This is a genomic window from Alteraurantiacibacter lauratis, from assembly GCF_037154155.1.
GTDB classification, from domain to species: Bacteria; Pseudomonadota; Alphaproteobacteria; order Sphingomonadales; family Sphingomonadaceae; genus Alteraurantiacibacter; species Alteraurantiacibacter lauratis.
The window spans coordinates 125,287-138,330 of the sequence record NZ_JBANRN010000008.1; the positions used below are offsets into that span (position 1 = coordinate 125,287).

Here is a 13,044-nt window from a genome sequence, read left to right on the forward strand (position 1 = left end):
CGCCCATGCGCCTAGTGTCGGGTGCATGCGCCAAGCCCGCTTTCGTCTGCCAACCGTGCTCGCTGCCGCCCTGCTGCTGGCCAGTTGCGCAGGCGGCAATGGCGAATTCGATGTCGCTTTCATGGACGAGGATGAAGCAAGCCTGTTCACCGGCGGAATTCGCCTGTCCGAAGGGGCGCAGCACATCGTCGGGGCCACAAGGTCGGGCCTGGTCGCCATGGATGCAACGGGCGAAGTGGTGCCCGCGCTGGCTGATCGCTGGAACGTCACCGACGGGGGGAGCATCTTTGTGTTTCGTCTGCGTGACGGCACTTGGCCCAATGGCGAGGATCTGACTGCCGAAAGCGTGCGCGATGCGCTGCGCCGCGCGATCCGCAATCTGCGCGGCACCTCGCTCGGCCTTGATCTGGCACCGATTGACGATGTGCGCGCCATGGCGGGCCGCGTCGTCGAAATACGCCTGGCCAGCCCGGTGCCTGAATTGCTGCAATTGCTCGCCCAGCCCGAGCTGGGCCTGACCAATGGCGAAGGCGAAACCGGCCCGATGGTTCTGGTTCGCGAGGAAGGCGGCGCGGTGTTGTCGATGCGTCCTCCCCCCGAACGCGGCTTGCCGGAGGAGGAAAACTGGCAGGACAAGGTGCGCGCAGTTCATGTGCACGCAGTCCCCGCTGCCCAGGCGCTGGAACGTTTCGGATCGGGCGAATTCGAAGTGGTGCTGGGCGGCCAGCTTGCTTCGCTTCCCCTGGCCGATACGGGGCCGTTGTCGCGCGGGACAGTGCGGCTGGATCCGGCAATCGGTCTGTTCGGGCTGCAGGTGATGCGCGCGCGCGGCGTGCTGGCAACGCCGCTGGGGCGCGAGGCGCTGGCCATGGCAATCAACCGGCCGGCGCTGGCCGCGGCGTTCAACATTGCCGGATGGGTGCCCACCACGCGGCTGGTCGCCCCCGACCTGCCCGATGATCCGGGCGTGGTGGGCGAACGCTGGCAGGGCATGGGGATGGACGAACGGCGGGCCCGCGCCGCGCAGGTCTTTGCCGCCAGCGCCGAAAATGCCGAGAACGCGCGCATTTCCGTGGCGATGGGCGATACGCCCGGCCACCGGCTGCTGTTTGCCGAATTGCGCCGCCAGCTGGCCGAGGTGGGCGTTGTGCTGGTGCGGGTGGAGCCGGGGGCTGATGCCGATCTGGCGCTGGTGGACCGGGTGGCGCGCTATGCTTCGGCGCGCTGGTTCCTGAACCAGTTCAATTGCCAGCTCGATCGCGGGCTGTGCAGCCCGGAAGCCGACCGGGCCGCCGGCCGCGCACTGGACGAGCGGGACGCCGCCCAGCGCGCTCGGCTGCTGGGAGAGGCGGAGGCGACGCTGACCGCGGCCAATATCTATATCCCCTTCGGCTCGCCGCTGCGCTGGGCGCTGGTGCGCGGCAATGTGCAGGGCTTTGCGCCCAATCAGTGGGCGCACCACCCCTTGCCGCAGATGGCTGTCATACCCAAATAACACAGCGGTGACCGGCGGATGGCTCTGGAGATCGCGATCCGCACGGGTGTTGGAGGATTTTTGCGATGACCGAACCTGTGCGCCCGCAGCCGATGATGGACAGCATCAACGCGCAGGCCCTGCTTGGCAGCGATCCTGTCGCCATCCGCCGGCGCGTGGAAGCGGTGGAAGCCGTGCTGGAGCGGGCCTTCGTTATTCCCGGACTCAACCGCCGCGTCGGCCTCGATGCCATTGGCGGACTGGTTCCGGTACTGGGCGACGTGATCACTGCAGCCATGGGCATCTATATCGTATGGGAGGGGCGCAATCTTGGCCTGCCCAAATGGCAATTGGCGCGCATGGCGGGCAATGTGCTGTTCGATACCGCGATCGGCGCGGTGCCGGTGGCGGGCGATCTGTTCGACTTTCTGTTCCGATCAAACACCCGCAACCTGAGAATCATCAAGCGGCATCTGGACCGGCATCATCCCGCAACGCGCGTGGTGGAGGGGTAGAACCTATTCCTCCAGTTCGATGTCCCAATACAGCCAGTCGCGCCAGGTTTCGTGCAGGTAATTGGGCGGAAAGCTCTTGCCGTGCTGGTGCAATTGCCAGCTGGTGGGGCGGATGGGCGTCACCGCCAGATGCATCCCCGCTTCCTTGGGCGTGCGCCCGCCTTTCTTCATGTTGCACGGCGCGCAGGCGGTGGCGATGTTTTCCCAGCTCGTCCGCCCGCCCAGCCGCCGCGGCACAACATGGTCGAAGGTCAGATGCTGGCCGCTGCCGCAATATTGGCAGGCGAAACGGTCGCGCAGAAACAGGTTGAAGCGCGTGAAGGCGGGAAATTCCGACGGTTTCACATATTGCCTCAGCGCGATGACCGAAGGGATCTTCATATCGAGCGAGGGCGAATGCACCTGCCGTTCGTAACTCGCCACGATGTCCACCCTTTCGAGGAAAACCGCCTTGATCGCGGTCTGCCACGGCCACAGGCTGAGCGGATAATAGGACAGCGGTGTATAGTCGGCATTGAGCACCAGCGCCGGGCAGCTTTCGAGCCTGCGCGCCGGGTCTTCCATGATGCTGCGGAAGTGCGCAGCACGGTCAATCAGTTCGGCCTTGAACACGTGCTTGTGTCCTCCCTGATGCGTGCAGGTGAGCATTTGCGCCAAAAAGCGTCAAGCCTGTTACACGGGCATAATTCACAGGTTAATTCGCCAGAGGATTACCCCCGATTCGAAGCAGGAGAAGCAGCATGGAGGTGACCCGTTTTGCCCCCAGCCCCAACGGGCCGCTGCATCTGGGCCACGCCTGGTCCGCCATCGTTGCGCACGATCTGGCGCGGAACAGCGACGGGCGCTTCCTGCTGCGCATCGAGGATATTGACGGTGCCCGCTCGCGCCCTGATCTGGCGGACAGCTTCCGTGCCGATCTGGCCTGGCTGGGCCTGACGTTCGAGGAAGTGCCCGCGCAAAGCAGCCGGGTGGACGCGTATGAAGTGGCCGCCGCCACGCTCGCTGCGATGGGCCTGCTGTATCCCTGCCGCTGCACCCGTGCCGAAATCGCGGCCGCCGCCCGTGCCACCGGGCCCGATGGGCCGGTCTATCCCGGCACCTGCAAGGCCGACCCACCGGGATGGGGCGAGACAGCGGCCTGGCGGCTGGACGTGGCCGCCGCGCTGGCACGCACCGGGCCGCTCACCTGGCACGATGCGCTGGCCGGAGAGCAGCAGGCGCGCCCCGATCTGGCGGGCGATGTGGTGCTGGTGCGCAAGGATGCCGATACGCCCGCGTCCTATCACCTCGCGGTCACGCTCGATGATGCGGCGGACGGGGTGACATTGGTGACGCGCGGTGCCGATCTGTTTGGCGCCACGCATATTCATCGGCTGCTTCAGGAACTGCTCGGCCTGCCCGTGCCGCGCTGGCATCATCATGCGCTGCTGGTGGACGAACAGGGGCGCAAACTGGCCAAGCGGCGCAACTCGCCCGCTTTGTCCGACCGGCGGCTGGCGGGAGAGGATGGCCCGGCGCTGGCGGCTGCCCTGCGCATGGGCCAATTGCCGGGTGGTATTCGCCTCGCAAGCGCCTAAATAGGCGGACATGAACTGGCTTCTTGCACTCATCATCATCGGCCTCAGCGTGATGGTCGTCGTCTCGCTCATCCGCGGGATTGTGGCCTTCCTGCAAACCACCAAGCTCGATCTGGAGCAGCAGGAGGATACGACCCGCGTGGCGGAAATGCAGGCGCGGCAGAACAGGGCGATGTTCGCACGCATCAAGTACCAGGCGCTGGCGATTGTCGCGGTGGCGGTGTTGCTGGCGATCAACAGCTGACCCTGCGGCCGACACATTCCGAAGGATGGTTTCGCTGAATCGCATCTACACGCGCACCGGCGATGACGGGACAACCGGGCTGGTCGATGGTTCGCGTTTGCCCAAGCATGCGGCGCGGATAGAGGCGGTGGGCGCGGTGGATGAAGCCAACTGCGCCATCGGTTTCGCCATGCTGGCAATGGAGGCCGGACACGCCGCCGATCTTGCGCGCATCCAGAACGATCTTTTCGATCTGGGCGCCGATCTTGCAACGCCGGGGACGGATTTCGCCCCCTCACCCATGGTGCTGCGTATCGTGCCGACGCAGGTGGAGTGGCTGGAGCAGCGGATCGACGCGCTGAATGCCGGCCTTGCCCCGCTGACCAGTTTCATCCTGCCCGGCGGCAGCGAGGCGGCGGCCCGCCTGCATCTGGCGCGCACCGCCGCGCGCCGCGCCGAACGCGCGATCACCGCGCTGGCTGCGGCAGAGCCGGTGAACCCGGCGGCGCTCGCCTATATCAACCGGCTGTCGGATCATCTGTTCGTGCTGGCCCGCGCGGTGAACGCGGGCGGCGTGGGCGATGTGCTGTGGGTGCCCGGCGCAAGCCGTTAGTTTCCGATCGCTGATCGGCTAGTCCTCGGCAGCCTGCGCTTTGAGGCGGTAGAGCATATCCAGCGCCTCGCGCGGGGTGAGCGCATCGACATCGAGTTCCTGCAAACTGTCCCGCAGGCTGTCGCGCGGCGGTTCGGCGGCTGGCGCGGCAGCGGCGAACAGCGGCAATTCGCCCAGCCCTGCGGCAAGGCCCCCTGTCTCTGCGCGTCCCTTCTCCAGCCGTGCCAGCACCGCCTTTGCCCGTGCCACAACGGCGGGCGGCACCCCCGCCAGCCGCGCCACCGCAAGGCCATAGGACCGGTCCGCCGGCCCACGCGCCACCTCGTGCAGCAGCACCAGTTCGCCCTTCCATTCGCTGGCGCGCACATGGTGAAGCGACAAGGCCGGGCAGCTTTCCGCCAGCCGGGCCATTTCATGGTAATGCGTGGCAAACAGGCAGCGGCTGCGGTTCGTCTCATGGATCGCTTCGGCCACCGCCCAGGCGATTGCCAGCCCGTCATAGGTGGAGGTGCCGCGCCCCACCTCGTCCAGAATGACAAAGCTGCGTGGTCCCGCCTGCGCCAGAATGGCGGCGGTTTCCACCATCTCGACCATGAAGGTGGATCGCCCGCGAGCCAGATTGTCCGCCGCACCCACACGGCTGAACAACCGGTCCACCAGCCCCACCGTGGCGCTGTCCGCCGGAACAAAGCTGCCTGCTTGTGCCAGCAGCACGATGAGGGCGTTCTGGCGCAGGAAAGTGGATTTGCCGCCCATATTCGGTCCGCCTACCAGCCACAGGCGGTCATCGGGGACAAGATTGCAGTCATTCGCCACGAAGCGCACGCCCGTCTTGGCAAGCGCGGCCTCCACTACCGGATGCCGCCCGCCGGTGATCGTCAGCACCGGTTCGTCCACGATGTGCGGCCGTGTCCAGCCGCCTTCGGCGGCACGTTCGGCAAGAGCCGCCGCGACATCGAGCCGCGCCAGCGCGGAGGCAGTCGCGGCGATCGTCTCGCGCGCGGCAATGGCGTGTTCCACCAGCTCCTCGAAATGCGCCTCCTCCGCTGCCTGTGCGCGCCCGCCTGCCTCGGCAATGCGCGTTGCTTCCTCGTGCAGGCGCAGCGAGTTGAAGCGCACCACATTCGCCATCGTCTGGCGGTGGATGAAGCCCGCATCTGGTGCCATCAGCGCATCGGCGCGTGCAGAGGGCACTTCGATGAAATAGCCCAGCACGCCGTTGTGCCGGATCTTGAGCGAGGCAATGCCCGTCTCGTCGCGGTATCGCGCTTCCATCGCCGCGATCGCGCGGCGGGCATTGCCGGCCATCTCGCGCAGTTCGTCGAGCGCGTGGTCGTATCCGCTGGCGATGAAGCCGCCCTGGCTGCGCTCGGTCGGCGGGGACGGCACCAGCGCGCGGGCGAACAGATCGGTCAGCGCGCCGTGGCCGGTCAGGGCAGGCAGCAGCGTGTCGAGCAGAGCGGGGCGATCCTTGCGCGCCGCCAGCAGGCTGTGCAGCCGCCCCGCCTCCTCCAGCCCGTCGCGCAACTGGCCCAGATCGCGCGGGGAGCCGCGGCCTGCAACAATTCGGCCCAGCGCGCGGCCCAGATCAGGAATGGACCGCAAATGCGCGCGGATATCCGCACGCAGCAGCGGATCGCGGTGAATCTCGGCCACCAGCGCCAGCCGCTCCTCTATTGCGGGCCGCTCGGCCAGCGGAGCGGACAGGTCATCGGCCAGCAGCCGCGCGCCTGCCCCGGTAACGCAGCGATCCACCTCGGCCAGCAGCGATCCCGCGCGCCCGCCGCCTTGGGCCGAGGTGATTTCGAGGCTGGCCCGCGTCGCCTCGTCCATCATCAGATGGCTCGCCTGGCTGCGCACCACCGGTGGCAGCAGCAGCGGCAAGCGCCCGCGCCCGGCATGGTCGAGATAGGCGATGAGGCCGCCTGCCGCCGCCAGCATGGCGCGCGAAAAGCTGCCCATCCCCTCCAGCGTGGCGACACCGTGCACGCGCTTCAGCCGTGCCTCGCCCTCGGCACTGGCAAAGTCGGCGCGCGGGCGGGAAATGGCGTCGAGCGGCGCGCCGTCCATGCCTTCAGGGGCCACCACCTCGCTGGCACCGATGCGCGCCAGCGCTGCGCCCAGCGCGTTCGGCAGGCACTCCTCCAGTTCCATGCGCCCGGTGGAGATATCGCAGGCCGCAATGCCGATGGCGCCGCGCACCTCGCATACCGCCGCCAGCATATTGGCGCGGCGCGGTTCGAGCAGCGCTTCCTCGGTCAGCGTTCCGGCGGTGACGAAACGCACAATGGCGCGCGCGACCAAGGCCTTGGACGAAGGCGTGCCTTCGCGCTTGGCGCGTTGTTTCGCTTCGTCGGGCGTTTCGACCTGTTCGGCAATCGCCACGCGGCATCCCGCGCGGATCAGCCGGGCGAGGTAGCCTTCCGCCGAATGCACCGGCACGCCGCACATCGGGACGGGCTCCCCGCCATGTTCGCCCCGGCTGGTGAGCGCAATGTCGAGCACGGCGGCGGCTTTCTTTGCATCGTCAAAGAACAGCTCGAAAAAATCGCCCATGCGGTAAAACAGCAGGCAATCGCCCGCCTCCGCCTTGAGGGCGAGATATTGCTGCATCATCGGGGTGGCGGGCACGGACATAATGGCTCGCGAAGTAAGCGGGCGCAAAGCGATTCGGAAAGGGCGCAAACCCAGCTTTCCCCTATCGCGCGCAGCGATTGCTCTTTATGGGGAAACGCGAAATCACGGAGGATCCCCTTGGCCGAGAAGACCAACGAATTCACCGCGCGCGAAGCGCTGTTCTATCACGAGACGATCCGCCCCGGTAAGATCGAGATCGTGGCATCCAAGCCCATGGCGACGCAGCGCGATCTGTCGCTGGCCTATTCCCCCGGCGTGGCCGTGCCGGTGCAGGCGATTGCCGAAAATCCCGCCGACGCATTTCGCTACACCGCCAAGGGCAATCTGGTGGCGGTGATTTCCAACGGCACCGCGATCCTTGGCCTCGGCAATCTGGGTGCGCTGGCGTCCAAGCCGGTGATGGAGGGCAAGGCGGTGCTGTTCAAGCGCTTTGCCGATGTGGATTCGATCGATATCGAACTGGCCACCGAAGATCCCGATGCCTTCATCGAGGCCGTTGCGCTGATGGAGCCAAGCTTTGGCGGGATCAATCTGGAAGACATCAAGGCGCCCGAATGTTTCGTGATTGAGCAGGCTTTGCGTGAGCGGATGAAGATCCCGATCATGCATGATGACCAGCACGGCACCGCGATCATCGCCACCGCCGGCCTCATCAATGCCTGCCAGCTGACCGGGCGCGACCTCAAGGACGTCAAGATGGTGGTGAACGGCGCGGGCGCATCGGCGCTTGCCTGCACCGCGCTGATCAAATCGGTTGGCGTGCCTCACGAGAATGTGATCGTGTGCGACCGTTCTGGTCCGATCTATCCCGGCCGCGACAATGTCGATCAGTGGAAAAGCGCGCACGCGGTGGATACGCCGCACCGCACGCTGGAAGAGGCGCTGGAAGGCGCGGATATCTTCCTCGGCCTGTCGGCAGCCGGTGCGCTGAAGCCCGAATGGGTGGCCAAGATGGCCGATCAGCCGATCATCTTCGCCATGGCCAATCCTGACCCGGAAATCACGCCTGCCGATGCGATGCGCGTGCGTCCCGATGCGATCGTGGCCACGGGGCGGTCGGATTATCCCAACCAGGTCAACAATGTGCTGGGCTTCCCCTTCATCTTCCGCGGCGCGCTCGATGTGCGGGCAACCACGATCAACGAGGAAATGAAGATCGCCGCCGCGCACGCGATTGCCGAGCTGGCGCGCCTGCCCGTGCCCGAAGAAGTCGCCGCCGCCTATGGCCGCAAGCACCAGTTCGGGCGCGATTACATCATCCCCGCGCCATTCGATCCGCGCCTGATGGAAACCGTTTCCGCCGCAGTTGCCAAGGCCGCGATGGACAGCGGGGTGGCGCAGCAGCCGATCGAGGATTTCGACGCCTATCGCCACCAGCTGAAAAGCCGGATGAATCCCACCACCTCGGTGCTCACCTCGGTCTATGACGAGGTGAAGGCCAATCCCAAGCGGATGATCTTTGCCGAAGCGGAAGAGGATGTGGTGCTGCGCGCTGCGATCCAGTTCCGTGATTTCGGCTATGGCACCCCCGTTCTGGTGGGTCGCACGCAGGCGGTGCGCGACAAGCTGGCCGAACTGGGCGTGGACAATCCCGAAAGCTTCGAAATCCAGAACTCGGCCGAAAGCGATCTGGTGCCGCAGATGGTCGAGCACCTCTATGCCAAGCTGCAACGCCGCGGCCATACCGAACGCGATGTGCGCCGCATGGTCAACCAGGAACGCAACATCTTCGCCGCGCTGCTGCTCGAACTGGGGCATGGCGATGCGATGATTTCGGGCCTCACCCGTCCGTTCGCGCAGACCATGCGCGAAGTGGCGCGCGTGCTCGATCCCAAACCGGGCGGCGTGCCGTTTGGCGTGCACATGATGATCGGCAAGACGCAGACGACCTTCATGGCCGATACCACGATCAACGAACGGCCGAGCGCTGCGGATCTGGCGCATATCGCGCGCGAAACCGCCGCCGTGGCGCGCCGGCTGGGACATGAACCGCGCGTGGCCTTCCTGTCCTATTCCACTTTCGGCAATCCGTCGGGCAAATGGCTGGAAAGCATCCGCGAGGCGGTGGCGATCCTCGATGCCGAGGATCCGGGCTTTGAATATGAAGGCGAAATGGCGCCCGATGCCGCGCTAAACCCCAAGGTGATGGGCATGTATCCCTTCAGCCGCCTGTCTGCGCCGGCCAATGTGCTGGTGATGCCGGGGCTGCAATCGGCCAATTTGTCGGCCAAGCTGCTGCGCGAACTGGGCGGCAATGCCACGATCGGGCCAATGCTGATCGGGATGGAAAAGCCGGTGCAGATCGCCCCGATGACCGCGATTGCCCCCGATGTGCTGACGCTGGCGGTTCTGGCGGCGGCCGGCGTGGTGGGCTGATATGATGGGCGGGCCTGCCTTGTTCAGGCTCGCCTTTCACATCATCACGCTGATCGCGCAGCAGGTGGCAAGGCCCACCACGATATTCATCGGCAGCCCGATCTTCACGAAATCAAGAAAGCGGTAATTGGCCGCGCCGTAAACCAGCGTGTTGGTCTGGTATCCGATGGGCGTGGCAAAGCTTGCGCTGGCGCCGAACATCACCGCCACGATCAACTGCCGCACATCCAGCCCGCTTGCCTCGCCAATGCCGATGGCAATCGGCGTCATGATCACGGCCACCGCGTTGTTGGTGACGGTTTCGGTCAGCAGGCTGGTGGCGGCGTAAACGAGAAGCAGCGTCATGAAGGGCGAACTGCCGTTGAGCAGCGGCGTCAGCCATTCGACCAGCAGCGTGATGCTGCCCGCATTGTCCAGCCCCTTGCCAAAGGCGAGCATGGCAAAGATCAGGACCAGCGTATTGCCATCGAGGCTCGACCACGCCTCGTCCGGTTCGAGACAGCGGGTGAGCAGCACCACCGCCACCGCCATGATCGCCATCACCTCGATCGGAAAGCCGAAGATCGCCGCCCCCAGCACTACCGCCGCCAGCGTGGCGATGGCCACCGGCGCCTTGTCGCGCAGAAAGGATCGCACGGCGGATTCGGAGACATTGACCAGTTGCACATTCGATTGCAGCGCTTCGGCCGCGTCGCTTGATGCGGCGATCAGCAGGCGGTCGCCTGCGCGCACGCGCACATCGGCAAGGTTGGGGCCGGGCACCGCGCGCGGGCGCGACAGGCCCAGCACGCGCACATGCAGGCGCGACAGGATGGGGATTTCGGCAAGCCGCCGCCCGATCACCGGATTGGCTTCGGAAATCATCGCCTCGACAATGCGCAAGTCCTCCGGCTGCTTGCCGCGCATCGTCACCACACCGCCGCCAAGGCCCACCAGCCCGGTCTTGAAGTCCATGTCGGCGGCCAGCGAGGCAAGTTCTTCCGGAGAGGCGGCGACCACGAATTCGTCGTCCACTTCCATGATGTGATCGGCCAGATACTCGCGCTCCTGTCTGTCGCCGACCTGTCGTGCGAGGAATTTCAGGCCCGGCCGGCGGAAGAAGCCCGTATCCTCCAGCCGCCGCCCGGCAAGCTTGGTTTCCGGCGCCAGTTTCAGATGCGAGAGATATAGGTCGCTCTCGCGTTCCTCGTCCATGCGGCGCGGCCCGCGGCTCGGCAGCAGCACCGGGCCAAGCAGGCCAATGACCAGCAGGCCAGCCGCCGCGGCTACCAGTCCCACCATCGTGATTTCGAAAATTCCGAAAGGTGCCTGTCCGTTGGCCTGCGCCACCCCGTCCACCAGCAGATTGGTGGACGTGCCGATCAAGGTCAGCGTGCCGCCAAGGATTGCAAGGTAGGACAGCGGGATCATCAGCCGTGTCGCGGCGATGTTCAGCACCCGGCCCAGCCGCCGCGCCAGCGGGATCATCACGATCACCACCGGGGTGTTGTTCATAAAGGCCGATGCCGCCAGTGTGCCGCCGGCAATTTCGGCCAGCGCGAGGCGGGGGCGGCGCAGCGTGCGGCCGATGACCCAGCCCGAAATCGCCTCCAGCGCGCCGGTGCGCATCAGCGCGCCCGACAGGATGAACATGGCAGCAATCGTTATCGGCGCGGAATTGCCGAATACGCCGAGCAACTCGTTCGGCGGCAGGAAACCCAGCACCACGGTGAGGGCAGCTGCAAGAATCGCGATCACTACCGGGGGGCGGCGTTCGAGCGCAAAAGCGACGAACACCCCCACCAGCAGCAGCAAACCGATTTCGGCCGAATAATCCGCAATCATGCGCTGGCTGTTCCCCTGCTGGCCTTGGCAGAGTCCGCAGATATAGGGACTTACCCCGATTGTGGAGCGCCAATTTGCTTAAAGGCAGCTCCACCCTCCGATCGCCGGCGGTAGCGAAAATACCAAACCTCGTGCCCGTAAACATTCCGCGCCTTGGCTTCATAGCGGGTCTGCGGCCAGCCGGAAGGGCGCTGCTGCCAGCTTTGCGGGCCTTCCACCAGCCATTCGAAGGGGCCCGTGGCCGGATCGGTAAAGCGGCGCATCACCATCAATGCATGGCGTAGATAAACCGGGTGATCGGTGCCGAAGCGAAACTCGCCGCCCGGTTTCAGCTTGTTGGCAAACATCTGCACCGGCCCGTCATTCATCATCCGCCGCTTGGCATGGCGCGCCTTGGGCCAAGGATCGGGATGGAGCAGGTAGAGCATCGTCAGGCTGCCATCGGGAATCCGTTCCAGCACCTGCAAGGCATCGCCGTGATGGATGCGGATATTCGTCAGCCGCCCATCGCGCACATGCGTCAGCGCTTGCGCCACGCCGTTCACGAACGGTTCGGCCCCGATAAAGCCGTGATCGGGCAGCAGATCGGCCCGGTAGGCCATATGTTCCCCGCCGCCAAAGCCGATTTCGAAATGCAGCGGGCAATCCTGCCCGAACAAGCCTTGCGCGGTAACCGGGCCGTCGGCAGGTACCGCGATCTGGGGCAGCAGCGTGTCGACCAGTTCCTGCTGCCCGGCGCGCAGCGGCTTGCCTTGCGAGCGGCCATAGAGGCGGTTCAGAGTGGTCGGGTCGCCGGCTTTATGTGCAGTCATGCGCGGCCCTTACAGCGCAAAACGGCCCGCCGGAAGGGGCGGGCCGCTTGCTTTCCTAGAAGGGGGAGAGAGATCAGGCCGCTTCGGCATCAACCTCCGCATCGCGCAGCACATAGCCGCGGCCCCACACGGTCTCGATGTAATTGTCCCCGCCGCAGGCGGTCGAGAGCTTCTTGCGCAGCTTGCAGATGAACACATCGATGATCTTGAGTTCGGGCTCGTCCATCCCGCCATAGAGGTGGTTGAGGAACATTTCCTTGGTGAGGGTCGTGCCCTTGCGCAAGGACAGCAGCTCCAGCATCGCATATTCCTTGCCGGTCAGATGCACGCGCGCGCCGTCGACTTCCACGGTCTTGGCATCAAGATTAACCGCCAGCTTGCCCGTGCGGATGACCGACTGCGAATGGCCCTTGGACCGGCGCACCACGGCATGGATGCGCGCGACCAGTTCGTCGCGGTGGAAGGGCTTTGTCACATAATCATCGGCGCCAAAGCCGAAGCTGCGCACCTTGCTGTCCATTTCGGAAATGCCCGACAGGATCAGCACCGGAGTCTGCACCTTGGCGACCCGCAGCTTCTTCAGCACATCATAGCCGTGCATGTCCGGCAGGTTCAAATCGAGCAGGATGATATCGTAATCATACAGCTTGCCCAGATCGAGGCCTTCCTCGCCCAGATCGGTCGAATACACATTGAAACCTTCGGCCGTCAGCATCAGCTCGATAGCCTTGGCGGTGGTCGGTTCGTCTTCGATCAGCAGCACGCGCATCGGGTAGGTCCCCTATTTTCCCCCACGGTAACTCCCTCTTCAGAGAGGTTGCCGCGAATTAACCACGCAAGACCTGAATGAAAAAGGTTAATAACAGGTTTAGGCGTTAACGATTCCGGGGTGAGTCTTTCGAGTCACAGTGTTTTTTAGGGTCGAGACTCAATCAGAGCCAGAAAGCCACGGCGGCGGCAAGGCATACGGCGGATAGGAAGTTTCTGGCGAGC

At 65.2% G+C, this 13,044-nt stretch carries 11 protein-coding genes; 6 read left to right on the plus strand and 5 right to left on the minus strand.

Translation table 11 applies throughout. The features are described from left to right. Positions 1-25 precede the first annotated feature (25 nt). Together WFP39_RS09305 and WFP39_RS09310 are read left to right on the plus strand one after the other, a co-directional pair. The gene (locus WFP39_RS09305; protein WP_336919201.1) at positions 26-1,495 is read left to right on the plus strand and encodes an ABC transporter substrate-binding protein; all 1,470 of its coding nucleotides are present in this window, start codon (positions 26-28) and stop codon (positions 1,493-1,495) included. A 65-nt stretch (positions 1,496-1,560) separates the two neighbouring features. After that, positions 1,561-1,989 (plus strand): DUF4112 domain-containing protein, encoded by a 429-nt coding sequence (locus tag WFP39_RS09310; RefSeq protein ID WP_336919203.1) that lies wholly within the window; start codon positions 1,561-1,563, stop codon positions 1,987-1,989. A 3-nt stretch (positions 1,990-1,992) separates the two neighbouring features. Here the strand turns inward: WFP39_RS09310 and WFP39_RS09315 are convergent, their stop codons facing one another. Beyond that, a complete protein-coding gene (locus WFP39_RS09315; RefSeq protein ID WP_336919227.1) occupies positions 1,993-2,553 on the minus strand; it encodes an HNH endonuclease in 561 nt (186 codons plus the stop codon). A gap of 176 nt (positions 2,554-2,729) precedes the next feature. Here WFP39_RS09315 and gluQRS point away from each other — a divergent pair, with 176 nt between their 5' ends. Genes gluQRS through WFP39_RS09330 form a run of 3 tightly spaced genes read left to right on the plus strand, consistent with a single transcriptional unit; the run spans position 2,730 to position 4,402 of the window. Next, a complete protein-coding gene (gene gluQRS / locus WFP39_RS09320; RefSeq protein ID WP_336919205.1) occupies positions 2,730-3,566 on the plus strand; it encodes a tRNA glutamyl-Q(34) synthetase GluQRS in 837 nt (278 codons plus the stop codon). 10 nt (positions 3,567-3,576) lie between these two features. Further along, positions 3,577-3,810 (plus strand): hypothetical protein, encoded by a 234-nt coding sequence (locus WFP39_RS09325; protein ID WP_336919207.1) that lies wholly within the window; start codon positions 3,577-3,579, stop codon positions 3,808-3,810. Between the two features lie 25 nt (positions 3,811-3,835). Next, on the plus strand, positions 3,836-4,402 hold the full coding sequence (locus WFP39_RS09330; protein ID WP_336919208.1) for a cob(I)yrinic acid a,c-diamide adenosyltransferase: 567 nt from the start codon (positions 3,836-3,838) through the stop codon (positions 4,400-4,402). A gap of 18 nt (positions 4,403-4,420) precedes the next feature. Here the strand turns inward: WFP39_RS09330 and mutS are convergent, their stop codons facing one another. After that, positions 4,421-7,039 carry a DNA mismatch repair protein MutS gene (mutS, locus tag WFP39_RS09335; protein ID WP_336919209.1) on the minus strand — a complete coding sequence of 873 codons (2,619 nt, stop codon included), beginning with the start codon at positions 7,037-7,039 and terminating at the stop codon, positions 4,421-4,423. Positions 7,040-7,156: 117 nt separating this feature from the next. Here mutS and WFP39_RS09340 point away from each other — a divergent pair, with 117 nt between their 5' ends. After that, positions 7,157-9,415 (plus strand): NADP-dependent malic enzyme, encoded by a 2,259-nt coding sequence (locus tag WFP39_RS09340; RefSeq protein ID WP_336919210.1) that lies wholly within the window; start codon positions 7,157-7,159, stop codon positions 9,413-9,415. 36 nt (positions 9,416-9,451) lie between these two features. Here WFP39_RS09340 and WFP39_RS09345 read toward each other — a convergent pair whose 3' ends face one another. From WFP39_RS09345 to ctrA, 3 genes are all read right to left on the minus strand, one after another. After that, positions 9,452-11,239 carry an SLC13 family permease gene (locus WFP39_RS09345; RefSeq protein ID WP_336919211.1) on the minus strand — a complete coding sequence of 596 codons (1,788 nt, stop codon included), beginning with the start codon at positions 11,237-11,239 and terminating at the stop codon, positions 9,452-9,454. 50 nt (positions 11,240-11,289) lie between these two features. Continuing rightward, positions 11,290-12,051, minus strand: coding sequence for a tRNA (guanine(46)-N(7))-methyltransferase TrmB (trmB, locus tag WFP39_RS09350; protein WP_336919212.1), 762 nt, complete (start codon positions 12,049-12,051; stop codon positions 11,290-11,292). Positions 12,052-12,124: 73 nt separating this feature from the next. Beyond that, positions 12,125-12,820, minus strand: a complete 696-nt coding sequence (gene ctrA, locus WFP39_RS09355) for a response regulator transcription factor CtrA (RefSeq protein WP_336919214.1) — start codon at positions 12,818-12,820, stop codon at positions 12,125-12,127. Positions 12,821-13,044 lie beyond the last annotated feature (224 nt).

Bases quoted from the DNA above. Each gene is read 5' to 3' on its own strand.
- WFP39_RS09305 (WP_336919201.1), top strand. From the start codon at position 26: ATGCGCCAAGCCCGCTTTCGTCTGCCAACCGTGCTCGCTGCCGCCCTG.
- WFP39_RS09310 (WP_336919203.1), top strand. From the start codon at position 1,561: ATGACCGAACCTGTGCGCCCGCAGCCGATGATGGACAGCATCAACGCG.
- WFP39_RS09315 (WP_336919227.1), bottom strand. From the start codon at position 2,553: ATGGAAGACCCGGCGCGCAGGCTCGAAAGCTGCCCGGCGCTGGTGCTC.
- gluQRS (WP_336919205.1), top strand. From the start codon at position 2,730: ATGGAGGTGACCCGTTTTGCCCCCAGCCCCAACGGGCCGCTGCATCTG.
- WFP39_RS09325 (WP_336919207.1), top strand. From the start codon at position 3,577: ATGAACTGGCTTCTTGCACTCATCATCATCGGCCTCAGCGTGATGGTC.
- WFP39_RS09330 (WP_336919208.1), top strand. From the start codon at position 3,836: ATGGTTTCGCTGAATCGCATCTACACGCGCACCGGCGATGACGGGACA.
- mutS (WP_336919209.1), bottom strand. From the start codon at position 7,039: ATGTCCGTGCCCGCCACCCCGATGATGCAGCAATATCTCGCCCTCAAG.
- WFP39_RS09345 (WP_336919211.1), bottom strand. From the start codon at position 11,239: ATGATTGCGGATTATTCGGCCGAAATCGGTTTGCTGCTGCTGGTGGGG.
- trmB (WP_336919212.1), bottom strand. From the start codon at position 12,051: ATGACTGCACATAAAGCCGGCGACCCGACCACTCTGAACCGCCTCTAT.
- ctrA (WP_336919214.1), bottom strand. From the start codon at position 12,820: ATGCGCGTGCTGCTGATCGAAGACGAACCGACCACCGCCAAGGCTATC.